Source organism: Streptomyces sp. NPDC003034 (assembly GCF_053591375.1).
On sequence record NZ_JBSFTS010000018.1, the window covers coordinates 1 to 25,189 of the forward strand.

The following is a 25,189-nucleotide window of genomic DNA, read 5'->3' on the forward strand; positions in this document are numbered from 1 at the left end:
CGCGGGGTCCCCGGCGGGCAAACCCACACATAATTTCAACCCCTTCCGCGCCCTATTTTTACAGTTCAACCTGGGGGGGGCGCGCCGTTTTTTCACGTGAAACACGGGCGCGCCCCGCATGCACCGTCCGCTCAACGGGTCCGGTCAGACACCGATGTTGCGACCGTCCTTGCGCCAGACGGACACGACCGCCGGGCGCACGATCTTGCCGGGGCCATCGGGCCACGTCGACTGCGGCTTCTCCACGGATGCGCCGTCGATCTCCCCGGGGTGCTGGACGGCCACCAGGACACGCTTGTCCTGGATGACCGGTCCGCACGTCTCCGCACCGCGCGGGACGGTGAGGAACTGCTTCAGCTCACCGCGGCGGTCACCGGTGGTCGCCACACCGAACAGGCCGTCGTGGCTGCCGAGCTGATTGCCGTCGGTGGAGATCCACAGGTTGCCGTGCGCGTCGAAGGCCACGTTGTCGGGGCAGGAGATGGGGCTGACCTTGTCCTTCGGGAAGCCCGCGAAGTAGGTGGACGGGTCGTTCGGGTCCCCGGCGACGAGGAAGAGCCGCCAGGCGAAGCCGTCGCCGGCCGGGTCGTCGAAGTTCTCGGCGAGCTCCAGAACCTGGCCGTGCTTATTGCCGTTGCGCGGGTTGGCCTCGTCCGCCGGGGCCTTGCCCGCCGCGCCGCGGTCCTTGTTGTTGGTGAGCGCGACGTACACGCGGCCGGTGCGCGGGGAGGGCTCGACGTCCTCGGGGCGGTCCATCTTCGTGGCGCCCACCTTGTCGGCGGCCTGACGCGTGAAGACGTACACCTCCTCGGCGGTCATGCCGTCGACATGCGAGACGTTGCCGGTGGCGAGCTTGATCCACACGCCGGTGCCGTCGAACTCGCTGTCGGCCGGGTGCTTGCCCGAGCCGTCGATCTGGCCGGCCGGTGCGTCTCCGGTGAGCTTGGCGACGTACAGGGTCCCCTCGTCGAGCAGCGTGAGGTTGTGCTCCTTCGCGGCGCGCGAGGTGCCCTTCATCATCCGCTTCGAGGAGACGAATTTGTAGAAGTAGTCGAAGCGCTCGTCGTCGCCCATGTAGACGACCGGGCGGCCGTCCTCGGTCAGGCGGGGCTGCGCGGCCTCGTGCTTGAAGCGGCCCAGGGCGGTGTGCTTGCGCGGGGTGGAGTCCGGGTCGTACGGGTCGAGCTCGACCACCCAGCCGAAGCGGTGCGACTCGTTGGGTTCCTGCGCCACGTCGAAGCGCTTGTCGAACCGCTCCCATTTGCGCTCGGAGGCGGCGCCGCCGATGCCGTACCGCTTGAGGCGCGCGGCCTGGACCGGATCGGTGACGCTGCCGCCATTGGCGAAGTACTGGTTGAAGTTCTCCTCGCCCGACAGGATCGTGCCCCACGGAGTGGTGCCGCCGGCGCAGTTGTTGAGGGTGCCGAGCACCTTCGTGCCCGTACGGTCGGCCGAGGTCTTCAGCAGGTCGCCGCCCGCGGCCGGGCCGGTCAGCCGGAACTCGCTGGTCGCGGTGAGGCGGCGGTTGAGGTGGTGGCGGCTGACCGCGGTCAGCTTGCCGCTGCGGTGGTCCTCCTGGACCACGACCACGGACAGGCCGTGCGCGGCCCAGCCGATCTCGACCTGCTCACGGGTCGGGTTGGCCGGGTCGTAGCCCTTGAACATGAGGTTCTCGTCCGTGTACTCGTGGTTGGCCACGAGCAGCTGCCGGCGCTCGTAGTCGCCGCCGAGCGGGAGCAGGCTGAGGAAGTCGTTGTTGTAGCCGAACTGCCCGGCCTGGGCGGCGGCGGTCTGCTGGTCGGCGTTGAAGCCGGGGGCGCCCTTGAGGATGGGGTCGCCCCAGCGGATGACCACGTTCTGCTCGTGGCCCGCGGGGACGGTCACCCGGTCGTCGGTGTTCGGTGCGACCGGGGTGAAGCGCAGACCGCGGGCGGCCTCGCCGTTCGCACCGGAGCCGGCGTTCTGGGCGCCGGCGAGGGAGGAGGCGTTGGCCGGGGAACCGCTGCCGCCCAGGGTGGCGGCGCTGCCGGCGGCGGTGGCGACCGTGACGACGGCGGCCGAGCGCAGCATCGCGCGACGGGAGTAGGCGCGGGCTATGACATCTCCCGCATACTCGTTGTCGCTGGTGTTCGGGACCTCGTGGAAGCAGGCATCGCCGCAGCGGTAGCGGCAGGTGAGAGCGGAACGTCCGCCCCCATGGGGGTTGCCTATGAGCGGCAGGAGCTTGCGCACGAGTGTCCTCCGAGTAGCTGCGTGGGCGCCGACAACATGTCGGAATCAATCCAGCCGTGACGCTAGGCGTGACGTGCGCCGAAGCGGCGGCGCCGGGGTGAACGTCCGGTGAATCCAGCACGTCGGGGCGGAAGTTCGCCGAGGGTGCGAGGCTGTGCACGCACCGGACGCCACGAATGGCGCCCCTCCCGAAGATCCAGCCGAGCGGCCGATAACCTTACGTGTCCACTCTGGGCAGGGATCATCCGCGCAGCACGGACAAATGACGCACGCACTCATGAGAAAGGCCTGGCCCATGGGTATTCGGAGCTTGTTGCGCAAGGTTTTCGGACGGTCTGCGGAACCCGTTCCGGAGACGACGGACGCCGCCACCGCGGCCCTCCCCAGCCAGGCGGATCGCACCCCCCTGGACTCGGCGGCCGAGTTGGTGGCGGCCGCCTTCGACAACCCGACGGTTCCCCCGCAGTCCGCTCCGCGGGACCGCGAACCGGGTACGGTCCTGACCGCTCCGGCGCCGGCGCCGTCTCCCGCCGCCGACCCGACGGTTCCGGAGGCCCGCCGCCCGGCCCCCGCCACCCCCGCGGAGCCGCAGGCGGACGGCCCCAAGCCGGCGGCCGCCGCACCGCAGCTGCGGCAGGACGAGCCCGCGGCCCCCGCACCGCAGCTGCCCTCGGAGCCCCCGACCGCCGAAGCGGAGGCCACCACCCCGGCCGAAGCCAAGGCCGCCCCCGCAGCCGAGCCGAAGGCGGTGGCCACCGAAGCCGAGGCCGCAGCCGAGCCGGAGGCGACCTCGGACTCCCCGACCGCCGAAGCCGAGGCGACCACCCCGGCCGAAGCCAAGGCCGCACCTGCACCCGCAGCCGAGCCGAAGGCCGAGGCCATCGCGCCGGAGCCGCACGCCGAAGCCCCGGGAGAAGCCCTCGCCGCCGACGCGACCGAAGCCGAGGCCACCGCACCCGCCGAAGCCGAAACCGAAACCGAAGCCCAGGCCGCACCCGCACCCGAGCCCGCCGCCACCGCACCGGCGGCGGACACCGCCCAGGTCGAGGCCGACGCACCGGCGGAGCCCGCGCACGCGCTGGCCGCCGTCAAGCGGCGGGCCCCCGGGCTCGCCGGGGCGTACAAGGCCGCGGGTCAGGTCCTGCGGGCCAAGGAGAAGACCGGCGCCCGCGCCAAGGTGTACCTCGTCCTGGACCGGTCCGGGTCGATGCGCGGTTTCTACAAGGACGGCAGCGCCCAGCACCTCGCCGACCACACCCTCGCCCTCGCCGCGCACCTGGACGACGCCGCCACCGTCCACACCGTGTTCTTCTCCACGGACGTGGACGGCACCGCCGACCTCGACCTCGACAGCCACGACGGCGCCTGGGTCGAGGCGCGCCACGCCGAGCTCGGCCGCATGGGCCGGACCAGCTACCACCGGGCCGTCGAGGCGGTTGTCGAGCACTACCGCAAGGACGGCGGCGAGGGCCCGGCCCTCGTCGTCTTCCAGACGGACGGCGCCCCCGACAGCCGCCAGCCCGCCAAGGCCGCACTGACCGAGGCGGCCGCGACCGCCCCGGGCATCCACTGGCAGTTCGTCGCCTTCGGTGACCACGACTCCAAGGCCTTCGACTTCCTGCGCAAGCTGGACGCCGACAACGCCGGCTTCTTCCACGCCGGTCCGGCGCCCCACGAGCTGACCTCCGCCGCGCTCCTCAAGGGCATCCTCGCCCGCTTCTGACCCGGGCGCAGACACGCACAGCACGACACGAGCAGGGGGAAGGGCCCGGGATCCATGACCCCGGGCCCTTCCCCCTACTCGTGTCGATCTCGTCGTACGGTTACCGCGCCGCGTCCGGGTGGACCGCCTCGGTGACCGGCTTGGCGTCCGCCGGCTTGCTCTCCACCGGCTTGCGCAGCGCGATGTTCAGCTCGCGCAGGCGGGACTCCTCCAGGACGGTGGGCGCGCCCATCATCAGGTCCTGCGCGTTGCCGTTCAGCGGGAAGGCGATGGTCTCGCGGATGTTCGGCTCATCGGCCAGCAGCATCACGATGCGGTCGACGCCCGGGGCGATGCCGCCGTGCGGCGGGGCGCCGAGCCGGAAGGCGCGCAGCATGCCGGCGAACTCGCGCTCGACGGTCTCCGCCTCGTAACCGGCGATCTCGAAGGCCTTCAGCATGACCTCGGGCTCGTGGTTGCGGATGGCGCCGGAGGACAGCTCGATGCCGTTGCAGACGATGTCGTACTGCCACGCCAGGATGTCGAGCGGGTCCTTCTCCTCCAGGTCCTTCATGCCGCCCTGCGGCATGGAGAAGGGGTTGTGGGAGAAGTCGATCCGGCCGGTCTCCTCGTCCCGCTCGTACATCGGGAAGTCCACGATCCAGCAGAAGCGGAAGACGTTCTCCTCGAACTGGCCCGCGCGCTTGGCGGCCTCGACCCGGACCGGGCCCATGATCTTGGAGACCTCGTCGAACTCGCCCGCGCCGAAGAAGACGGCGTGGCCGGGGGCCAGGCCCAGGCGCTCGGTGAGGACCTTGACGTTCTCCTCGGTGAGGAACTTGGCGATCGGGCCGGTCAGGGCGCCGTCCTCGCCGACGCGGACCCAGGCCAGGCCCTTGGCGCCGAGCGAGATCGCGTACTCGCCGAGGCCGTCGAAGAACTTGCGCGGCTGCCCGGCGGTGTCCGGGACGGCCAGGGCGCGCACGTGCTTGCCCGCGAAGGCCTTGAACTCCGAGCCCTCGAACACGTCGGTGATGTCGACGAGTTCCAGCTTGGCGCGCAGGTCGGGCTTGTCGTTGCCGTACTTCATCATCGACTCGCGGAAGGGGATCCGCGGGAAGGGCGAGGTGACCTCGCGGCCCTTGCCGAACTCCGTGAAGAGCTCGGTCATCAGCTTCTCGATCGGCTGGAAGACATCCTCCTGCTCTACGAAGGACATCTCCACGTCGAGCTGGTAGAACTCGCCCGGCGAACGGTCGGCCCGGGCGTCCTCGTCGCGGAAGCAGGGCGCGATCTGGAAGTACCGGTCGAAGCCGGAGATCATCAGCAGCTGCTTGAACTGCTGCGGGGCCTGCGGCAGGGCGTAGAACTTGCCCGGGTTCAGGCGGGAGGGGACCACGAAGTCACGGGCGCCCTCGGGGGAGGTCGCGGTGAGGATCGGGGTCGCCATCTCGTTGAAGCCGAGGGCCACCATCTTGGAGCGGATGGAGGCGATCACGGCCGAGCGCAGCATGATGTTGCGGTGCATGCGCTCGCGGCGCAGGTCGAGGAAGCGGTACTCCAGGCGCCGCTCCTCGTTCACACCGTCGTCGGTGTTGATGGTGAAGGGCAGCGGACCCGCCGCGCCGAGCACCTCGACCTCGGAGACCTCGATCTCGATCTCGCCGGTGGGCAGCTCCGGGTTGACGTTGTCCGCGCCACGGGAGACGACCTTGCCGTCGACGCGGACGACGGTCTCCTTGGTGAGGCTGCTAAGCGCCTCGTTCGCCGCGGTGCCGGGACGGGCGACGAGCTGCGTGATGCCGTAGTGGTCGCGCAGATCGATGAAGAGGATGCCGCCCAGGTCTCGACGGTTGTGCAGCCAGCCGCTGAGCCGGACGTCGGTGCCGACGTCAGAGGCGCGGAGCTCGCCGCAGGTGTGGGACCTGTACCGATGCATCAGTCATCCAGTTCTTCGCTGTACCAGGGTGGATTCAACCCTCACAAGGTTACCGCCCGGGCGGAGGACAGGTCGGGCATGCCCGCGGGGGGGGTCCGCCGACGCCCCCCGCCGCCCCCGCCAACAGGCACCCGCGGCGGATGACCTGTAAAGATGACGGGTGTGCGCACCGAGGATGTCCTGGCCGCCGTCGCGACGGGCCTGTGGCGATGGGACAAACGCCTCCGGGACGGTCACCCTAGACGGCGAGGCCGCCCGGCTCCTCGGCCTGCCCGCCGAGCCCGTGGTCCTTCCGGAGGTGGCCGTACGCTCCCGCTTCCACCCCGTGGACTGGAACGAGATAAACGGCATCGTCACCCTCGCCGTGGCCGAGGGCACGCTGGCCGAAGCGCGGCTGCGGATCATGGACGAGGACGGGCGGGTCCTGCGGACCGTACGCAGCCGCTCCAAGCCGGTGGAGAACCGGACCGCCGCGGGGCGCCTGGACTACGAGCTCATCGGCACCATCCAGGAGATCGCCGAACCGCAGCCCGGGGCCACCGCCGCGCACACCCCGATCACCGGGGACTGGCGGCGCTCCCGCGAGGCGTTCCTGCTCGACGCGGGCCGGGCGCTGGCGGAGGCCCGGTCCACGGAGGAGGTGCTGCGGGTCGCGGCGTCCTTGTCGATGCCCGGCTTCAGCCCGGACGGGCTGGCCGTCTTCGGCGTGGCCGGGGAGCGGCTGTCGATCATCGGCCACCACGGGCACAGCCCGGGGGACGAGGAGCCCTTCACGGACATGCGGCTGGAGACGGACTATCCGGCCGCGGAGGTCGTGCGGACCGGGCGGGCGATCTACCTGCCGACGCCGGAGGAGTACAAGCGGCGTTTCCCGGTCACCTGGCCGCTCGCGCAGCGCTTCGGACGGGCGTCGTGGGCCTTCCTGCCGCTGATCGTGGCCGGGCGGACCATGGGCGCGTGGATGGCGGCCTTCGAGCACCCGGTGACCTTCTCCCCCGACGAGCGGTCCGTCCTGACGACGGTGGCCCGGATGCTGGCCCAGGCCCTCCAGCGCGCCGGGGTGGCCGAATCCGAGCGGGAGCTGACCACCGGCCTGCAGCGGGCGATGATGCCGCAGCTCGGCCCGGAGATCCCGGGCATGAGGATCGCCGCGCGCTACGTCCCGACGGGCGGCGGCCTCCAGGTCGGCGGCGACTGGTACGACATGATCCCGCTGCCGTCCGGGCGGTTCGCCCTGGTCATCGGCGATGTCCAGGGCCACGACGTCCGCGCGGCGGGCCTGATGGGTCAGCTGCGGATCGCGGTACGGGCGTACGCCTCGGAGGGCCACCGCCCGGACGCGGTGCTGTCCCGCGCCTCCCGCTTCCTCGCGGGGCTGAGCTCCTCCCACGAGTCCGACGGGTACGAGGACCCGCCCGCCGGACCGGCCCCCGCCTCGGACTACCAGAGTCCCCGCTTCGCGACCTGCCTGTACGTGGAGTGCGACCCGCGGACGGGAATGCTGGAGGTGGCGCGCGCCGGCCACCCGGATCCCGCGATCCGGATGGCGGACGGCACCGTCCTGATGCGGTCCACCGCGGGCGGCCTGCCGCTGGGGATCGTCCCGGACACCGACTACCCCACGACCCGGTTCACCCTGGAGCCGGGCGAGACGATGATGCTGTGCACCGACGGGCTCATCGAGACCGGCGGACACGACCTGGACACGGGCTGGGCCCGCCTGCGGGCCGTCCTGGAGTCCGGGGCGCCCACCTCGACGAGTCTGGGGACGGATTCCCTGGAAAAGCTGGCGGACCTGCTGGTCCAAGCCGTCCACGGGCCGTCCTCGCACCACACCACCGGCCCGCTGGCCGACCGGCGCGAAGACGACATAGCCGTCGTGCTGCTGTGCCGCGAGGGCGATGGCTGCGGCTGCGCTGCCTCGCCGCGGCACGCGGCGCGCCCGGTGCGCCGTACGGTGCTGACGGTGGCCCAGACGGAACCCGAACGGATCGCGGGCGCCCGGCAGCAGATCCGGGAGCTGCTGCACGACTGGTCGGACGCCGAGCAGGTGGACTCGGCGGTGCTCATGGTCTCCGAGATGGTGACGAACGTCCTGACGCACACAGACGGCGACGCGCTGCTGGTGGCGCAGGCGGCGGGGGAGCTGGGCGAGCGCCGGCTGCGCGTGGAGGTGGCCGACTCCAGCGACGAGCCCCCGCACAAGCGCCACCCCGGCGAGATGGCCTCCAGCGGCCGCGGCATCCTGCTGATGGAGATGCTGGCCGACGCGTGGGGCGTGGATCCCCAGGGCGAGGGCAAGTCCATCTGGTTCGAGCTGAACGAGCAGTCGAAGCCGGGGCCGGACCCGCTGCCCTGACCCCGGCCCGGCGCCACCCCCGACCCCCGACCTGCCAACGGGCCCCCGGCCCTCCGGCCGTTGGCCCGACCCGCTGACCCGACCCGACTCGGGCGGTGGCAACCGTGGTTGGATACAGCGGTGCCGATTCCTCCGACTTCGCCGGCGTCTCCCGGCTCCCGCAAGCCCCTGCTCCCCGAGCCGGTGCGGCGGCTCGCCGCCTGGTGCGCCGTCTTCCTGCTGGTCACCGGGGTGGCCGCGGTCGCGATCTGGCTGTGCATCACCCTCCAGACCGCCGTCACCCCCGTACTGCTGGCGCTCCTGGGTACGGCGCTGCTCGGGCCGATGCACCGCCGGCTGGTGGCCATGCGGGTGAACCGCTCCCTGGCCGCCGCGCTCACCTGCCTCGCCGTGGTCGCGGTCGTCGGCGGTGCCGCGTACATCGTCGTCGCCGCCCTCATCGAGACGGGCGACGAGATCGTCGCCTCCCTGCGGCGCGCGGGCCGGGACCTCGCCCGGCACTTCGGCGCGGCCGGGACCTCGCTGGAGGACCTCGCGGCCAACGCCAAGGACCTGCTGGCCAAGTTCGGCGGCACCGCCGCCTCGGGCGTCATCAGCGGCATAAGCGTCGTCGGCGAGGTGATCGCCACCGCGATCCTCGCGCTGCTGCTGATCTTCTTCTTCCTGCGCGACTCCGACCGCGCCGTCGGCACCCTGCGTTCGGTGGCGCCCCACCACACGGGCGACATGCTGGAGGCGATGGCCCGGCGCGCCTTCGAGGCGGTCGAGGGCTTCATGCGCGGGACCACCTTCATCGCGCTCATCGACGCGATCCTGATCACCGTGGGCCTGCTGATCCTGCGGGTGCCGGGCGCCGTGGGCCTCGGTGCGCTGGTCTTCGTCGGCGCCTACATCCCGTACCTGGGCGCGGTCATCTCCGGGGCGGTGGCGATTTTGGTGGCCTTCGCCGACCGGGGCTGGGTGATCGGTCTGTGGGCCCTCGGCGTGGTGCTGGCCGTGCAGGTCATCGAGGGCAACCTGCTCCAGCCGGTGGTGCAGAGCCGGACCGTCCAGATGCACCCCGCGGTGGTCATGGTGGCGATCACCGCGGGCGCGACCGTGGCCGGGATCCTGGGAATGCTGCTCGCGGTGCCCGTGACCGCGGCCGCGTTCGGGGTGATCTACGAGCTCCGGGTCCGGTACGCGCCCCAGCCGCCCGCACCCGTCCCCGAGGCGTAGCCACCGCCTGCCCCGGGCTTGAGGACGCTGACGGGCCGGCCTGCCGTGGTTGCCCCACGGGAGGCCGGCCCGCTGTGCGGCGGCTGTGCGCCTTCGGTCAGATGCCTCCGGCCGGGACGGTCCCCAGCCGGCCCGCCTGGAAGTCGTCGAAGGCCTGGGTGAGTTCGGCGCGGCTGTTCATGACGAACGGCCCGTAGTGCGCCATCGGTTCGCGGATCGGCAGGCCGCCGAGCAGGACCACCTCGAAGTTCGGAGTGCGGCTGTCCTGCGCGGCGTCCGCGCGGATGGTCAGTGAGTCGCCGTCGCCGAAGACGACCGTCTGGCCCATGCGGAAGGGGCGCCGCTCGGCTCCGGCCGCGCCGCTGCCCGCGAGGCCGTAGGCGAGGGCGTTGAAGTCGGGTCGCCAGGGCAGGGTGACCTCGGCGCCCGGGTTCACCGTCGCGTGGATCATCGTGATCGGGGTGTGGGTGGCGCCGGGGCCGGCGTGGCCCCCGACGTCGCCCGCGATCAGGCGGATCAGCGTGCCGCCGTCCTGCGAGGCGAGCAGCTTCACCGTGCCGCCGCGGATGTCCTGGTACTTCGGCGCGATCATCTTGTCCTTGGCGGGCAGGTTCACCCACAGCTGGAGCCCGTGGAAGAGGCCGCCGGACATGACGAGCTCCTGCGGCGGGGTCTCGATGTGCAGGAGGCCGGATCCGGCCGTCATCCACTGGGTGTCGCCGTTGGTGATGACCCCGCCGCCGCCGTGCGAGTCGCGGTGCACGAAGCTGCCGTCGATGATGTACGTAACGGTCTCGAAGCCGCGGTGCGGGTGCCAGGGTGTCCCCTTCGGCTCGCCGGCTCCGTACTCCACCTCGCCCATCTGGTCCATCATGATGAACGGGTCGAGGTACTGGTAGTTGACGCCGGCGAAGGCGCGCCGCACCGGGAAGCCCTCACCCTCGAACCCACCGGGAGCGGTGGCGACGGCCAGCACCTCACGCGGGACGCCCGCCTGGGGCTCGGCCACACGGGGAAGCGTCAACGGGTTCTCAACAGTCACTGCGGGCATGGTCAGGACCTCCTTGTGTTCCGAGTTTAGTTGAAACTCGAACTTTCTGCCACACCCGACAGAACAGCGGAGCCCCGGAGGACATTCCTACCGGGGCTCCACCCGGCCTGACCTGCGGCCACTCGTCCCGGCCTCCCCGCCGAGGACCGTCCCGCAGCCCCAGAGCTCCTGACCGTCCGGATCACCAGCGGCCCGGAAGCCCGATAAGTCGTGATCACCCCCCACGACCGTTAGGCACTAAAAGCGTTGAACGCCTGAAAAAGTATCCGCGAATTGTCACGACTTCTCGATAAGCTCGCCTCCCCAGCGGTCTGACCAGCAAAGACCCGCCTTCCGCTGTTAGCCTCGCACGGTTGAACCGCAAAACAGGGGAGAGTGAATTGCGCAGCAAGAAAATCGTTCGGGGCGGAATATCCGCACTGGCCATGGCGGCGTTCGCAGTGGCCATGTCGCCAGGCTTTGCTCAGGCGGCCATTGACTGGGACCACGGGCCGCTGCGTGACCGCGGCAGCGCCGCGGCGGCGTACTTCGAGGAACATGGCGACCACGTGAAGGTCTGCGACACCAAGACCGACGGCAAGAAGGCGTGGGTCAACGTCTTCAACCACACGACCGGCGATTTCCTGTACAGCCTCACCGACACCCAGAACGACGGCAAGTGCAGTTACCGGAGCGCGTCGGACGGCGGCGTGTACAACCTTCCGGAAAACAGCAACATCGGCTTCTCGGTATCGATTGAACCCTCGGACAATAGGGATAACGAGTATTACGTGTACTTCAACGACCACTAGTAATGGTCGTTGAGTGACACCGGGCGGGAACGGCGGGGGCCGTTCCCGCCCGGCCGTTCCGCCACGCATCTCGGCCGCCCGGACACGGTCAGCCTCGCGGGATCACGGGACAGCGCTCAGCCGTACATGCGGCGCATCGCGAAGTCGACCATCTGCTCGACCGCCTTCGCGTCGAAGACCATCCGGTGGTCGCCCTCCATGTCGAGGACGAAGCCGTAGCCGGTCGGCAGCAGGTCGATGACCTCGGCGCCGGTGATCACGAAGTACTTGGACTCCTTGCCGGCGTACCGCCGCAGCTCCTTGAGCGTGGTGAACATCGGGATGACCGGCTGCTGCGTATTGTGCAGCGCGAGGAATCCGGGGGTCTCGCCGCGCGGGCAGTAGACCTTCGACCCGGCGAAGATCTGCTGGAAGTCCTCGGCGGACAGCTGACCCGTGGTGAAGGCGCGTACCGCGTCCGCGAGGGAGGGCGGAGACGGCTCGGGATACAGCGGCGGCTGTTGCGCGTAGCCCTGCTGGGGCTGGGGCTGCGCGTAGCCCTGCTGCTGGGCACCCGGGTTCTGGTCGTAGCCGTACATGCGGCACAGACTACCGAGCTGCCGTCCCTGCGGGTGCCGCCTTAAGTCCGGCGACGAACGGCACCCACGCGGCCGCGCCGATGATGAGCGCGGGTCCGCCGGGCCGCTTGGAGTCCCGAACCGGGACGATCCCGTCCAGGCCGTCGGCCACCTCGACGCAGTTCCCGCCGTCACCATTGCTGTAGCTGCTCTTGCGCCAGCGCGCGGCTCCCGGGAACGCCTCCGCCACTTCGAGGCAGTCCCCGCCGTCGCCGTTGCTATAGGTGCTCTTGCGCCAGATGGCTGCGCTCAAGTCAGTGCTGTTGCTTGCCATTTCGGTAGTCCTCAGCCGCATCTTTGATCCGGGCGAGGGACGCCTCCGGCGGCAAGGCGGCGGCCCTGAGCAGATCGTATGCCTTGCGGTACTGCCTCACGAGAGCCGGATCATCGATCGTCTGGCCGTGGTACGGGCCCTCCGTGTACATCAGCGGCGGTTCGTCATCGAACTGCATGAACAGGAGCGAGAGCTCCATGAAAGGCCGGGTAGGGGCGTTCCACAGCATGAGCTGTGGAACGATGCGGCTGCGCTCGGCCAAGGCGATGATCCGGTCGAGTTGCTCAGCCATCTCGGCAGGCGGCAGGAACGGTTCCCGAAGCACAGACTCATGCAGGATGACCCAGTACTCCGGCTTCTTCGGGTCATCGAAGAGCCTGGCCCGCTGCAACCGATCGTGGATCTTCGCGTCGACCTCCTCCTTGAGGTCGAGGGAGTTCGTGGAACGGATGATCGCCCGCGCGTAGCTCTCGGTCTGGAGCAGCCCGGGAATGAGCGAGCCATTCCACTCTTCGATGCTCCGCGCCCGCGTCTCCGCCTCCGCGATCGGCGCGAAATATGCCGCATGCGCGCCCTTCCGGGCCTCCCGGACGTCTTCGCAACGCCGCTCGAAGAAACCATCGGTGTCCAACACCCGGTCGACATGGCGCGCCAGATCAACCGGCATGCACCGCTGGGCCCGTTCGATCTCGCTCAGGTAGCTGACCCCGTAAAAGCTGCCTTCCACCACCTGCTGGAGCGTCCGGCCCGCCTCCTCCCGCCTCCAGCGCAGCTCCTTGCCGTAGAAGGCGGGAACGCTCGCCGAGCCGTCAATGTCCTTGCGTGGGGCCACAACAGCCGCCCTTTCCACACCTCGCACCGTGGAACCAAAACCCTTCCCACGGTACGCCGACGCCCGTCAGCCTGTGAGCAGTTCGTCACAGTCAGTCCGCACAGGAACGGGACCCCCCATGAGCACCCACCCCCACGACCGCGAGGCCATGGACGCCCTCAACCAGCTCCGCGCAGCCCTTGGCGCGCACGGGATCACGCTGCCCTCGCTCGACCTGCACCTCCCCTCCTACGCCAGTAGCTACCGCACCCCGCCCCTCATCACCCTCGGCAACTGCAACGTCGCCACCGCCCGGCTCCTGGCTACCGCCCTGGCCGATCGGTGAACGAGCTCACCATCCGGCTGCTCGCCGTGCCCAAGGCCGTCCCGCTCCTCCGCCACGCCGTGCGCGAGCACCTCGGCTCCGAGGCATCCCCCGACGCCGAGCTGTGCGTCAGCGAGCTGCTGACCAACGTGATCACGCACCTCGGCGAAGGCACCCCCGTCACCCTGCGCATCACCGGAAGGGCAACCCGTACGCGGGTCGAGCTCACCGATCCCGATGCGCGCGAGTGGCCCGTACCGCGCCAGGCGACGGACACCGACGAATCCGGGCGTGGGCTGGCCCTGCTCGATGCCGTCGCCCTGCGCTGGGGTATCCGGCAGGAGCCCGACGGCAAGACGGTGTGGTGCGAGCTTTGACCCTGGTCACAGTCGGCCCGGAAGGGTTGCCGTTATTACCGGTGGGTAGCATCATGTTGTTACCGATTGGTATGCACGAGGAACCTGTCTCACCGAGCCTTAACGGAGCCGTCGCCATGGGGCACTACAAGTCGAATCTCCGCGACATCGAGTTCAACCTCTTCGAGGTGCTCGGACGCGACAAGCTGTACGGCACCGGACCCTTCGGTGAGATGGACACGGAGACCGCCAAGAGCGTCCTGTCCGAGCTGGCCCGCCTCGCCGAGAACGAGCTGGCCGCCTCCTTCGAGGACGCCGACCGCAACCCGCCGGTCTTCGACCCGGCCACCAACACCGCGCCCGTCCCGGCCTCCTTCAAGAAGAGCTACCAGGCCTTCATGGACTCCGAGTACTGGCGTCTGGGCCTGCCCGAGGAGATCGGCGGCACCACCTCGCCCCGCTCCCTCATCTGGGCCTACGCGGAGCTGCTGCTCGGCGCGAACCCGGCCGTCTGGATGTACTCCTCCGGCCCGGCCTTCGCCGGCGTCCTCTTCGAAGAGGGCAACGAGGCGCAGAAGAAGATCGCCGAGATCGCCGTCGAGAAGCAGTGGGGCTCGACCATGGTCCTCACCGAGCCGGACGCCGGCTCGGACGTCGGCGCCGGCCGCACCAAGGCGATCCAGCAGGCCGACGGCTCCTGGCACATCGAGGGCGTGAAGCGCTTCATCACGTCCGGCGAGCACGACATGTCGGAGAACATCCTCCACTACGTCCTCGCCCGCCCCGAGGGCCACGGCCCGGGCACCAAGGGCCTGTCCCTCTTCCTCGTACCGAAGTTCCACTTCGACTGGGAGACCGGCGAGCTGGGCGAGCGCAACGGCGTCTACGCCACCAACGTCGAGCACAAGATGGGCCTCAAGGCCTCCAACACGTGCGAGATGACCTTCGGCGACCAGCACCCCGCCAAGGGCTGGCTGATCGGTGACAAGCACGACGGCATCCGCCAGATGTTCATGATCATCGAGTTCGCCCGCATGATGGTCGGCACGAAGGCCATCGCCACCCTCTCCACCGGCTACCTGAACGCGCTGGAGTACGCCAAGGAGCGCGTGCAGGGCCCGGACCTGGCGAACTTCATGGACAAGACCGCCCCCAAGGTCACCATCACGCACCACCCCGACGTGCGCCGCTCGCTCATGACGCAGAAGGCGTACGCCGAGGGCATGCGCGCCCTCGTCCTGTACACCGCCTCCATCCAGGACGAGATCCAGGTCAAGCAGGCCGCGGGCGAGGACGCCTCCGCGATGGTCGGCCTGAACGACCTGCTCCTGCCGATCGTGAAGGGCTACGGCTCGGAGAAGTCCTACGAGCAGCTCGCACAGTCCCTGCAGACCTTCGGCGGCTCCGGCTACCTGCAGGAGTACCCGATCGAGCAGTACATCCGCGACGCGAAGATCGACACCCTCTACGAGGGCACCACGGCCATCCAGGGCCAGGACTACTTCTTCCGGAAGATCGTCCGCGACCAGGGCGCCTCGCTGAACGTCCTCTCCGAGACGATCAAGAAGTTCCTGGCCGAGGCCGTCGGCGGCGAGGAACTGGCCGGCGCCCGGGACGCGCTCGCCAAGGCCGCCGTCGACCTGGAGGCCATCGTCGGCCAGATGATCGTGGACCTCACCGCCACCGGCGAGGACGTCAAGAACATCTACAAGGTCGGCCAGAACACCACCCGCCTGCTCATGGCCTCCGGCGACGTCGTCGTCGGATACCTCCTCCTCAAGGGCGCGGCCGTGGCCGCCGAGAAGCTCGCCACCGCCTCCGCGAAGGACGTCCCCTTCTACACCGGCAAGATCGCCGCGGCGAAGTTCTTCGCCGCCGAGGTCCTGCCCGGCGTCTCGGTCCAGCGCCAGCTGGCCGAGGCCGTCGACAACTCCCTCATGGAGCTCGACGAGGCCGCCTTCTAGGAAGCGCGCCCGCACGGACACACACGGTGGCCGGACCCTCCTCGGCGGGGGTCCGGCCACCGTTGTCATCGGTTCGTGGGACGCTCGTAGGCATGAGTCGAATGGAGCAGCACCGCAGCAGGGGGTACTCAGTCCCGACCGGGCGGCCGTACGCCCTCAAGGAGCTGCAGGCGAACATCGGCGCGCTCGGGGACCGCGTCACGGACCTGTACGACGGCGCGCACCCCGCCGAGTACGACGGGGTGGCCGACGCCCTGTACGTGGCCTTCCAGACGGCCGCCGCCCTGGCACCCGCCAAGAGCTACACCGGCTGCACCGAGCACCCCAACGGCGCCCTCGACCCCGAAGCGCCCGAGGGCTGGGGCCGCTGCCTCATCTGCAACGACCGGCGCCGGCTCGGCCGCCGGCTCCAGGGCGGCCGGGCGGCGAGCGCCTCGTCCGAGCAGCGGCGCCTGGGCTACCCCGTGCCCGATCCCCCGTACACGCTCGACGGACTGCGCCGGCACCTGCGCGCCATCGAGGAGCAGCGCTTCCACCTGACCCTGGGCTCGCCCGACGAGGACTTCGTCCGCATCGCCGACGAGCTCCACCGCGCCTTCATCGTGGCCCGCGAGCTGTCACGGCCCCGGAACGCCTCGGGATGCTCCGAGCACCCCGGCGCACCGATCGATCCGGACGCGCCACCGGGCGAGGGCTGTATCTTCTGCGCCGGACGCAAGAGACGCGCGCAGCGCTCCGCGCAGACCCCGGAGATGCTCCCGCGCATCCGCCGGGGCGAGCGCAGACAGCTTCAGCGCCGATTCGAGCGCCCACCGGGCTGAGACCGGCCGGGACCGCGGACCACAAACCCCGCGGACCCCGGCCTCTCGGCTATCCGCCGCAGTCCGGCCATGGCGAACACGACCGTCGTTAAGGTGAACCACATGAGCTCTCCCGCCCGCTTCGACCGCGGCCACACCGACGATCTGATGACCTTTTTGACGGCCAGTCCGTCGCCGTACCACGCCGTGGCCAATGCGGCCGAGCGGCTGGAAAAGGCAGGCTTCAGGCAGTTGTCGGAGACGGACGCCTGGGATGCGGGCACCGGGGGCAAGTTCGTCCTGCGCGGCGGAGCCCTCATCGCCTGGTACGTCCCGGAGGGCGCGGCCGCGCACACCCCGTTCCGGATCGTCGGCGCGCACACCGACTCCCCCAACCTGCGGGTCAAGCCGCTCCCGGACACGGGCTCACAGGGCTGGCGGCAGATCGCCGTCGAGATCTACGGGGGCACGCTGCTCAACACCTGGCTCGACCGGGACCTGGGCCTCGCCGGGCGGCTCACCCTGCGGGACGGCACCGAACGCCTGGTGAATGTGGACCGCGCGCTGCTGCGCGTACCGCAACTCGCCGTCCACCTCGACCGGTCGGTGAACACCGACGGCCTCAAGCTGGACAAGCAGCGGCACATGCAGCCGATCTGGGGCCTGGGCGAGGTCCAGGAGGGCGACCTGATCGCCTTCCTGGAGGAGGAAGAGGGCCTGCCCCAGGGCTCGGTGGCCGGCTGGGACCTGATGGTCCACTCCATCGAGCCGCCCGCGTACCTGGGCCGCGACCGCGAGCTGCTGGCCGGCCCCCGGATGGACAACCTCCTGTCCGTGCACGCGGGGATGGCGGCGCTCGCCGCCGCCTCCACGGCCGAACGGCTCGACCACATCCCGGTCCTGGCCGCCTTCGACCACGAGGAGAACGGCTCGCAGTCGGACACCGGTGCCGACGGCCCCCTGCTGGGCAACGTGCTGGAACGTTCTGTCTTCTCGCGCGGCGGATCGTACGAGGACCGCGCGCGGGCCTTCGCCGGCACCATCTGCCTGTCCTCGGACACCGGCCACGCCGTGCACCCCAACTACGCGGAGCGCCACGACCCCTCGCACCACCCGCGCGCCAACGGCGGCCCGATCCTGAAGGTCAACGTCAACCAGCGGTACGCGACGGACGGCAGCGGGCGCGCGGTGTTCGCCGGGGCGTGCGAGCGGGCCGGCGTGCCGTGGCAGACCTTCGTCTCCAACAACTCGATGCCGTGCGGCACGACGATCGGACCGATCACGGCCGCCCGGCACGGCATCCAGACCGTCGACATCGGCGTCGCGATCCTCTCGATGCACAGCGCCCGCGAACTGTGCGGCGCGGACGACCCGTTCCTCCTGGCGAACGCCCTCGTCGCGTTCCTGGAGGGCTGACGCCGCTCGGCGACGCCGCCGAGCCGTGCGGCTGCGCCGCCGAGCCGCGCCCGCCGGGCTCGGCGGCTGACCTGCTCGCCGGCCGGCCTACTCGGCGTCGAGTCCGGCGAGCACGAGCGGGAGGCGGGTGGCCCCGTCGGCGGTGACCGTCACCGGAACCCCCCAGTCCTGCTGGTGGACATGGCAGGCCGGGTACTCGTTGGCGGGGTCGTCGTCACAGGAGGCCGCCATCGCCGAGACGTGCAGGACGCCTTCGGTGACGTCCGGGTTCAGCTCCAGCTCGCGGAAGAGGTCCGTCCCCGTCCCCTCCCCGGCCGCCAGCAGCTCGGGCGGGGTCGAGGAGACCAGCAGCCGGGTGGAGGGCCCGTACCGGGTGTCCAGCTTCTGCCCGATGGGCGCCTGGAAGACCACGTCCAGCCGGAGCGTGCCGGGCGCCACCTCGGTCGCGGCCCGCTGCGTACGGTGCGCCACGGACTCGACGCGCACCGCCTCCTCCGGCAGCCGCAGCCGGGTCAGGCGGTGCCGGGCCGACTCGACCACCACGATGTCCTCACCCACCAGCACGGCGTCGCTCGGCTCGCGCAGATCGGTCGCGAGCGTGGAGACCTGCCCGGTGGCCGGGTCGTAGCGGCGCAGCGCGTGGTTGTACGTGTCGCACACCGCCACCGAGCCGTCGGGCAGGGCGGTGACCCCGAGCGGGTGCTGGAGCAGGGCCCGGCCCGCCTCGCCGTCCCGGTGCCCGAAGTCGAACAGACCGGTGCCGACGGCCGTGCGGACCGCGTAGCCCTCCGGCGTGGCCTCCACGTACCGCAGGGCGCTGGTCTCGGAGTCGGCGACCCACAGCCGGTCCCCGGCGGCGGCGAGCCCCGAGGGCTGGGCGAACCACGCCTCGGCGGCGGGCCCGTCGAGCAGGCCCTCGTTGGCCGTCCCGGCGGCGAGGGCCACGGTGCCCGCCTCCGGGTCCCAGATCCACAGCTGGTGGACACCGGCCATGGCGATCCAGACCCGGCCCTGCCACCAGGCCACGTCCCAGGGCGAGGACAGGTCCACTTCCAGCGCCGGGCCGGAGGTCGGCGAGCCCTGCCACCACTGGCGGCCGGTCCCGGCGACGGTCTCGACGGCCCCGGTCCCCGGGTCGTAGGTGCGCAGGGCGTGATTGACGGTGTCCGCGACGACGACCCGGCCGTCCGGCAGCAGCGCGAGGCCCTGCGGCTCGCTGAAGCTCCGCGCGGTGAACCCGCGCTCCCCGCTGCCGATCCGCCGTACGACGCTCTCCCCGTCCGGGGCCAGCTCCACCAGCTGGTGGCGCGTGGAGTCCGACACCAGGAGGTTGCCGCCGGGCAGCAGGAGCACCTTCCCGGGGAACCGCAGGTCGCTCGCCACCGGCTCGGGCGCCACGTACGGCCCGTCGCCGCGCCGCAGCGTCCCCTTGGCGGCGTGCTGCGCCTCCAGCTCCGCCACGAGGCGGCCGATGGCGTGCGCGTGTCCCTCACCGGCGTGCTGGGCGACGACATACCCCTCGGGGTCGATCACCACGAGCGTGGGCCAGGCCCGTACGGCGTACTGCTTCCAGGTCGCGAGCTCGGGATCGTCCAGCACGGGGTGGTGCACCTCGTACCGCTCGACGGCGTCCACGACGGCCGCGTGCTCGGCCTCGTGCACGAACTTCGGGGAGTGCACGCCGATGATCACCACGGTGTCGCGGTGCTTCTCCTCCAGCTCGCGCAGCTCGTCCAGGACGTGCAGGCAGTTGATGCAGCAGAAGGTCCAGAAATCGAGGATGACGATCCGTCCCCGCAGGTCGGCGAGGGTGTACGGCTTGCCACCGGTGTTGAGCCAGCCGCCCTTGCCGATCAGCTCGGGGGCACGGACTCGGGCACGACGGGGTGCGGGCGCGGGCGCGGCAGAATTCATGCGTCCAGGGTGCCACCCCCGCTCCGGTCCACCCTCAGGGGTGACGACGAGGGGCGCCCCGGCGTGCGAGTCTGGCGGCAGGCAGCGAAAGGGGCGTCCGACATGACCACCGCGCACGACTACGGCGAGGGCATCGATCCCGAGCGGGCCCTGAAGTACGCCATCCAGCACCACAGTGGCGATCGCACCGAGATCGTCGAAGGGGTCATCGACACCGTGACACCGAACTGGGATCACGAGAACGCGGCCGAGGAGATTCGCGACCAGATCAAACCGCGCGTCAGAGAACTGGGCTGTGTCACCGGTTCCGGCAACCTCGATCTTCCGGGCTCAGCGAACTGGTACGTCCCCGACCTTGCCGTGGCTCCGAAGGAGCTCGCCAAGGGGGGCGGGGCCCTCGTGCCCGATCAGACGCTGCTGATCGTAGAGATCACCTCGGAGTCGAACGCCGAGACCGACCGGGTCGTCAAGCGCAAGCGGTACGCCGAGTACGGGGCGCCGCTCTACCTCCTGGTCGACCGCATCGACAAGACCGTCACGCTGTTCTCCGGTCCCGGACGGCTCGGCTACACCAAGGTCGACGGCCCCCATCCCTTCGGGACGCCGGTCCGGCTGCCGGAGCCCTTCGCGATCGACCTCGACACCAGCGGACTCTGAGCCCTGTCCGCGCGGAGCGCGGCGACCGGGAGCGGCCTCAGCCCGGGCAGGAAGCCCGGAAGGCGTGCAGGGAGCGGACCAGTGACGCCACGAAGGAGTCCTGCGCCTCCGCCGGGAGCAGGTCCAGGGAGAGGTACGGGTTCAGGTCCTCCAGCTCCACCAGCAGGAGTTCGCCGGAGGGCTCGCGGCAGGCGTCGACGCGCTGGATGCCGTGGTCGAGGGTGTTCCACGCGATGAAGGCGCGGGCGAAGTCCAGGTCCGCCCCGGTCGGGGCGTAGGGCTGGAGGTCCCAGCGGCGGGCCGGGTCCGGGGCGTAGAGCGCGTACTGGAAGGCGTCGTCCACGAAGTAGAAGGACACCTCGTACGTGAAGTCGATGCGCGGCTGGATCAGCACGGCCCCGGCCGGGCCGGTCGGTGTCGCGGTGAAGGACAGGCCGATGGAGTCGGCGCCCTGCTTCGGCTTGACCACGTACTGCGGCACCTGCGGCAGCTCCGCCAGCCGGGCCGGGTCGTCGATCGTCGGGATCACCGGGTAGCCGGCGGCCGTCAGGTCGAGGAGGTACTGCTTGCCCGCCATGTCGGCGCGGCCGGTCAGGGGGTTGTAGACCGGGGTGCCGGCGGCGAGGGCGGCGGCGCGGAAGGCGTCGTACGCCTCCTGGTGGTGCAGGACCGGGCCGCTGTTGCGGACGATCACGGCATCGAAGCCCGGCATCAGGGCGCGGGCGTCCGCCGGATGGCACAGGGCCAGCTCGAAGTGCGGGCGCAGGCGCGAGGTGAGGAATATGTCCTCGTCGCAGTAGCGGCGGCCGCGCGCCGGATACGCCAGGTCGGTCACGAAGAGGAGTGGCATGACCGAAACCTATCGCGGGCACTGATCAGCGCATGAAATACCTCGTACGGGACAAAGTGCTCGCCATCGGAGACGACTACTGGATCGAGGACGAGGACGGCCGCCACGCCTTCCTCGTGGACGGGAAGGCGCTGCGCCTGCGGGACACGCTGGAGCTCAAGGATCCGGAGGGGCGGATCCTGATCACCCTGCGGGAGAAGGCGTTCAGCTTCCGCGACGCGATGACCCTGGAACGCGACGGCCGCCGGCTCGCGGTGATCCGCCGGAAGCGGCTCTCGCTGCTGCGCAACCACTTCCGCGTGACCCTGGCCGAGGGCACCGAGCTCGATGTCAGCGGGCGGATCCTGGACCGGGAGTTCAAGGTCGAGTACGACGGGGAGTTGCTCGCGCTGATCTCGCGGCAGTGGTTCCGGGTGCGCGAGACGTACGCGGTGGACGTGGTCCGGGAGGACGCGGACGCGGCGCTGATGATCGCGGTCGCCGTGTGCGTGATCCGGATGGCGGAGAAGGAGCGGGAGGACGGCTAGTACCGCGATTCCCCGTTGGTCCCCGCCCGTCCCCGCCCGTCCTCGCCCGCCCTCGCCCGCCCTCGCGGCTGGTGCGGCGACCGGCCGGGCGACCGCCAACGGCGCAGGCCGGCCGCGCCTCGGGCTATCGGCCCAGGCGGCGGTCCTTGAGGGCGGGGAACTGCTCGCGGGTCTCGGCCACCTTCGCCGGGTCCAGGTCCACGGTGAGGACCTCCTCGCCGGGGCCCGCCTCCGCCAGGACCTCGCCCCACGGGTCCACCGCCAGGCTGTGCCCCGCCTGCTCCACGCCGGCGTGGGTGCCGGCGAGGCCGCACGCGAGGACGTACGACTGGTCCTCCACCGCGCGCGCCTTGCTGAGCACGGTCCAGTGGGAGCGGCGGCGCGCGGGCCAGCCCGCCGCGACGACCATCGTGGTGGCCCCGGCGTCGACCAGGCCGCGGAACAGCTCCGGGAAGCGCAGGTCGTAGCAGGTGGCGATGCCGAGCGTCTGCTCCGGCAGGGCCACCGTGGTGAGGGAGTCACCGGCCGACATGAGCACCGCCTCGCCCTGGTCGAAGCCGAAGCGGTGGATCTTGCGGTAGGTGGCGGCCAGCTCGCCCGCCGGGGAGAGCACGAGGGTGGTGTTGTAGAGCGAGCCGTCCCCCGCGCGCTCCACGATCGAGCCCGCGTGCAACCACACACCGGCGTCGCTCGCGGCCTTGGACATGGCCTGGCAGGTCGGCCCGTCGAGCGGTTCGGCCCCGGTCTCGAACTGCTCGTAGGCGAAGGCGCCGACGGTCCACAGTTCGGGCAGGACCACCAGGTCCGAGCCGCTCTGTTCCCGTACGAGACCGGCCACGCGGGACCGCCGGGAATCGACCGACTCCCCCTCATTCACTGCGATTTGGATCAACGAGGCGCGCACACTACCACCGTCCTGGCATTCAAGCCGTCCACTCGGGCCTACGATCGTCACACGAAAGCACTGCCGGGGTGCTCACCGGCAGCGTAGTTTTGGGAGCGGAGTCCATGTCCAAGGCTTCCAGAACGCGCCACTGAACAGCACGCGAGGGGTCCCGTTGACCGTCCATCCCAGCCTTCAGCCCTATGCCGACGCGTGGACGCACTCCATTGAGGCGATATCCGAACTGGTCCTGCCGCTTCCGGAAGGCGAGTGGAACCGGGCCACGCCCTGCCCGGGCTGGTCGGTCCGTGACGTCGTGTCACACATCATCGGCATCGAATGTGAGCAGCTCGGGGACCCCCGGCCGATCCACACGGTGGCGAGGGACCTGCGGCACGTGGTGGACGAGTTCAGCCGGTACATGGAGGTGCAGGTCGACGTACGGCGCCACCACACGGCGCCCGAGATGACCTCGGAGCTGGAGTACACCGTCATCCGGCGCATGCGGCAGCTGCGCAACGAGAAGCGGGATCCGGCCACGATGGTGCGGGGGCCGCTCGGCGATCAGGTCACGCTGGAGCAGGCGCTGCGGCTGCGGGCGTTCGACGTGTGGATCCACGAGCAGGACCTGCGGGCGGCGCTGCGCGTGCCCGGGAACTGGGATTCGCCGGGCGCGCACGTGGCGCGGGACGTCCTGCTGTCCGGGCTGCCGAAGGTGGTCGCGAAGCGGGCGGGCGCGCCGGCGAACTCGGCGGTCGTCGTGGACGTGCACGGGGCGCTGGAGTTCATGCGGACGGTACGGGTGGACGCGGAGGGCAAGGGGTCGCTGGACAAGGCGCCGTCGCTGGGGCCGGCGGTGACGCTGACGATGGACTGGGAGACGTACGTCCGCCTCGCGGCGGGGCGGGTCCGGGCGCATGCCGTCGCCGACCGGGTGAAGGTGGAGGGCGACGCGGAGCTGGCCGGGGCCATCCTGGCGGGCTTCGCCGTGACGCCGTAGCGAGTCCGGGAGGGCGCTGGGGTCCGGGGGCCGCGCCCCGGAGCCCGCGCCGCGACCCGGCTCGGGCTCCGTCCGGGCTACCCCCTGGCGGGGCCGGACGGGGTACCCGGCCGCCTGGCGGGGCCGGAGGCGGCCGGTGTCCCGTCGCGGCCGCGCGCCCGTCCCCGTTCGCGCTCCCGCTCGCGCTCCCGCTCGCGTTCGCGGGACAGCGCGCGGCCGCGCAGGCGGAGGATCTGGGCGATGCCCACCGCCTCCACCACGAACACCGTCGAGAACGCGATGCGGTAGTCGTCGCCGGTGGCGTCCAGCAGTACGCCCACCGCCAGCAGCGTGGTCATCGACGCGATGAAGCCGCCCATGTTGGTGATCCCGGACGCCGTGCCCTGCCGCTCCGCCGGATTCGCCGGGCGCGCGAAGTCAAAGCCGATCATCGACGCCGGACCGCAGCTCCCGAGGACCAGGCACAGCGCGACCAGCAGCCACATCGGCGCCCGGTCGCCCGGGTAGACGAGGACCGCGGCCCACAGCAGGGCCGTCAGCCCGACCGTGCCCAGGGCCAGCGGGATCCGCGACGACTGCCGGCGGCCGATGATCTGGCCGTAGACCAGCCCGAGGGCCATGTTCGAGGCGACGACCAGCGTGAGCAGTCCGCCCGCCGTGGCGCGGGACAGCCCCTGCGCCTCCACCAGGAACGGCATCCCCCACAGCAGCAGGAACACCATGGCCGGGAACTGCGTCGTGAAGTGGACCCACAGGCCGAGGCGGGTCCCCGGTTCCCGCCAGGACTCGGCGATCTGGCGGCGTACGAAGCCCCCCGCCCCGCCCCCGTGCGCCGTGGGCGCGGGTGCGTAGCCCTCGGGGTGGTCCCGCAGGAACAGCGTCAGCGGTACGAGGACGATCAGCCCCGCCACCGCGCTGCCCGCGAAGGCCGGTACCCAGCCGACCCCGTGCAGGACCGGCGCCAGCACCAGCGTGGAGACGAGGTTGCCCGCCATGCCGACCAGCCCGGCGAGCTGGGCCATCAACGGCCCCTGGCGGGCCGGGAACCAGCGTGTGCCCAGCCGCAGCACCGAGATGAAGGTCAGCGCGTCGCCGCAGCCCAGCAGGGCGCGCGCGGCGAGGGCCATCCCGTACGAGGGGGAGAGCGCGAAGCCGAGCTGCCCGGCGGTGAAGAGCACCGCTCCCAGCGTCAACACCTTCTTGGTGCCGAGCCGGTCCACCATCAGCCCCACGGGGATCTGCATTCCCGCGTACACCAGGAGCTGGAGCAGTGAGAACGTCGCCAGCGCCGAGGCGTTGACGTGGAAGCGGTCGGCGGCGTCGAGCCCGGCCACGCCCAGGCTGGTACGGAAGATCACCGCCACGAAGTAGACGGCGACGCCGATCCCCCAGACGGCGACGGCTTTCCGGCCGCCCGGCGGGTCCTTGGCCACGGGGGTCGGCGCGGGTGTGGTCCCGGTCCCGGGCGCGGTGACGGGCGTGGTCGTGGTGACGGGTGTGACC

21 protein-coding genes and 1 pseudogene are annotated in these 25,189 nt (G+C 71.0%); 12 read left to right on the plus strand and 10 right to left on the minus strand.

The annotated features are described in order from the left end of the window. Positions 1–144 precede the first annotated feature (144 nt). Positions 145–2,232, minus strand: a complete 2,088-nt coding sequence (locus ACWDX7_RS18730) for a PhoX family protein (RefSeq protein WP_451488890.1) — start codon at positions 2,230–2,232, stop codon at positions 145–147. A 295-nt stretch (positions 2,233–2,527) separates the two neighbouring features. On the opposite strand from ACWDX7_RS18730, the gene ACWDX7_RS18735 reads away from it, so the two are divergent. Beyond that, complete coding sequence (locus ACWDX7_RS18735; RefSeq protein WP_451488889.1) at positions 2,528–3,955, plus strand: VWA domain-containing protein; 1,428 nt, start codon at positions 2,528–2,530, stop codon at positions 3,953–3,955. A gap of 100 nt (positions 3,956–4,055) precedes the next feature. Here the strand turns inward: ACWDX7_RS18735 and aspS are convergent, their stop codons facing one another. Continuing rightward, complete coding sequence (aspS, locus tag ACWDX7_RS18740) at positions 4,056–5,873, minus strand: aspartate--tRNA ligase (protein WP_451488888.1); 1,818 nt, start codon at positions 5,871–5,873, stop codon at positions 4,056–4,058. A 162-nt stretch (positions 5,874–6,035) separates the two neighbouring features. Between aspS and ACWDX7_RS18745 the strand changes: the two are divergent. Both ACWDX7_RS18745 and ACWDX7_RS18750 read left to right on the plus strand, forming a co-directional pair. Then, positions 6,036–8,232: pseudogene (locus ACWDX7_RS18745) on the plus strand (ATP-binding SpoIIE family protein phosphatase). A gap of 120 nt (positions 8,233–8,352) precedes the next feature. Then, positions 8,353–9,450, plus strand: coding sequence for an AI-2E family transporter (locus tag ACWDX7_RS18750; protein WP_451488887.1), 1,098 nt, complete (start codon positions 8,353–8,355; stop codon positions 9,448–9,450). Between the two features lie 97 nt (positions 9,451–9,547). Here ACWDX7_RS18750 and ACWDX7_RS18755 read toward each other — a convergent pair whose 3' ends face one another. After that, entirely contained in the window at positions 9,548–10,501 is a 954-nt protein-coding gene (locus ACWDX7_RS18755; RefSeq protein WP_451488886.1) for a pirin family protein, read from the minus strand. 353 nt (positions 10,502–10,854) lie between these two features. On the opposite strand from ACWDX7_RS18755, the gene ACWDX7_RS18760 reads away from it, so the two are divergent. After that, positions 10,855–11,292 carry a hypothetical protein gene (locus ACWDX7_RS18760; RefSeq protein ID WP_451488885.1) on the plus strand — a complete coding sequence of 146 codons (438 nt, stop codon included), beginning with the start codon at positions 10,855–10,857 and terminating at the stop codon, positions 11,290–11,292. Positions 11,293–11,408: 116 nt separating this feature from the next. Here the strand turns inward: ACWDX7_RS18760 and ACWDX7_RS18765 are convergent, their stop codons facing one another. The 3 genes from ACWDX7_RS18765 to ACWDX7_RS18775 are packed head-to-tail and all read right to left on the minus strand — an operon-like array spanning position 11,409 to position 13,015. After that, positions 11,409–11,870: an SseB family protein gene (locus ACWDX7_RS18765; protein WP_451488884.1), complete on the minus strand. Its 462-nt coding sequence runs from the start codon at positions 11,868–11,870 to the stop codon at positions 11,409–11,411. A 10-nt stretch (positions 11,871–11,880) separates the two neighbouring features. Beyond that, positions 11,881–12,183 (minus strand): DUF397 domain-containing protein, encoded by a 303-nt coding sequence (locus tag ACWDX7_RS18770; RefSeq protein ID WP_451488883.1) that lies wholly within the window; start codon positions 12,181–12,183, stop codon positions 11,881–11,883. Continuing rightward, on the minus strand, positions 12,164–13,015 hold the full coding sequence (locus ACWDX7_RS18775) for a helix-turn-helix domain-containing protein (protein ID WP_451488882.1): 852 nt from the start codon (positions 13,013–13,015) through the stop codon (positions 12,164–12,166). The genes ACWDX7_RS18770 and ACWDX7_RS18775 overlap by 20 nt, the downstream gene beginning before the upstream one ends. 118 nt (positions 13,016–13,133) lie before the next feature. Between ACWDX7_RS18775 and ACWDX7_RS18780 the strand changes: the two genes are divergently transcribed. The 5 genes from ACWDX7_RS18780 to ACWDX7_RS18800 all read left to right on the plus strand — a co-directional run bounded on the left by ACWDX7_RS18780 (position 13,134) and on the right by ACWDX7_RS18800 (position 17,855). Beyond that, positions 13,134–13,340, plus strand: a complete 207-nt coding sequence (locus ACWDX7_RS18780; RefSeq protein ID WP_451488881.1) for a hypothetical protein — start codon at positions 13,134–13,136, stop codon at positions 13,338–13,340. After that, entirely contained in the window at positions 13,337–13,696 is a 360-nt protein-coding gene (locus tag ACWDX7_RS18785) for an ATP-binding protein (protein ID WP_451488880.1), read from the plus strand. Before ACWDX7_RS18780 ends, ACWDX7_RS18785 begins: the two co-directional genes overlap by 4 nt. Before the next feature lie 116 nt (positions 13,697–13,812). Continuing rightward, a complete protein-coding gene (locus tag ACWDX7_RS18790; RefSeq protein WP_451488879.1) occupies positions 13,813–15,639 on the plus strand; it encodes an acyl-CoA dehydrogenase in 1,827 nt (608 codons plus the stop codon). Positions 15,640–15,731: 92 nt separating this feature from the next. Beyond that, a complete protein-coding gene (locus ACWDX7_RS18795) occupies positions 15,732–16,460 on the plus strand; it encodes a hypothetical protein (protein ID WP_451488878.1) in 729 nt (242 codons plus the stop codon). A gap of 102 nt (positions 16,461–16,562) precedes the next feature. Further along, the gene (locus tag ACWDX7_RS18800; RefSeq protein ID WP_451488877.1) at positions 16,563–17,855 is read left to right on the plus strand and encodes a M18 family aminopeptidase; all 1,293 of its coding nucleotides are present in this window, start codon (positions 16,563–16,565) and stop codon (positions 17,853–17,855) included. Between the two features lie 87 nt (positions 17,856–17,942). On the opposite strand, the gene ACWDX7_RS18805 is transcribed toward ACWDX7_RS18800, so the two are convergent. Then, complete coding sequence (locus ACWDX7_RS18805; protein WP_451488876.1) at positions 17,943–19,769, minus strand: NHL domain-containing thioredoxin family protein; 1,827 nt, start codon at positions 19,767–19,769, stop codon at positions 17,943–17,945. A gap of 102 nt (positions 19,770–19,871) precedes the next feature. Here ACWDX7_RS18805 and ACWDX7_RS18810 point away from each other — a divergent pair, with 102 nt between their 5' ends. After that, on the plus strand, positions 19,872–20,426 hold the full coding sequence (locus ACWDX7_RS18810) for a Uma2 family endonuclease (RefSeq protein WP_451488875.1): 555 nt from the start codon (positions 19,872–19,874) through the stop codon (positions 20,424–20,426). Between the two features lie 37 nt (positions 20,427–20,463). On the opposite strand, the gene ACWDX7_RS18815 is transcribed toward ACWDX7_RS18810, so the two are convergent. Continuing rightward, the gene (locus ACWDX7_RS18815) at positions 20,464–21,276 is read right to left on the minus strand and encodes a hypothetical protein (protein ID WP_451488874.1); all 813 of its coding nucleotides are present in this window, start codon (positions 21,274–21,276) and stop codon (positions 20,464–20,466) included. A gap of 32 nt (positions 21,277–21,308) precedes the next feature. Here ACWDX7_RS18815 and ACWDX7_RS18820 point away from each other — a divergent pair, with 32 nt between their 5' ends. Continuing rightward, positions 21,309–21,803, plus strand: coding sequence for an LURP-one-related/scramblase family protein (locus ACWDX7_RS18820; RefSeq protein WP_451488873.1), 495 nt, complete (start codon positions 21,309–21,311; stop codon positions 21,801–21,803). Between the two features lie 124 nt (positions 21,804–21,927). Here ACWDX7_RS18820 and ACWDX7_RS18825 read toward each other — a convergent pair whose 3' ends face one another. After that, complete coding sequence (locus ACWDX7_RS18825; RefSeq protein WP_451488872.1) at positions 21,928–22,707, minus strand: carbon-nitrogen family hydrolase; 780 nt, start codon at positions 22,705–22,707, stop codon at positions 21,928–21,930. Between the two features lie 154 nt (positions 22,708–22,861). On the opposite strand from ACWDX7_RS18825, the gene ACWDX7_RS18830 reads away from it, so the two are divergent. Then, positions 22,862–23,686 carry a maleylpyruvate isomerase family mycothiol-dependent enzyme gene (locus ACWDX7_RS18830; protein ID WP_451488871.1) on the plus strand — a complete coding sequence of 275 codons (825 nt, stop codon included), beginning with the start codon at positions 22,862–22,864 and terminating at the stop codon, positions 23,684–23,686. Between the two features lie 77 nt (positions 23,687–23,763). Here ACWDX7_RS18830 and ACWDX7_RS18835 read toward each other — a convergent pair whose 3' ends face one another. Continuing rightward, the gene (locus tag ACWDX7_RS18835; RefSeq protein WP_451488910.1) at positions 23,764–25,119 is read right to left on the minus strand and encodes an MFS transporter; all 1,356 of its coding nucleotides are present in this window, start codon (positions 25,117–25,119) and stop codon (positions 23,764–23,766) included. Positions 25,120–25,189: the final 70 nt, after the last annotated feature.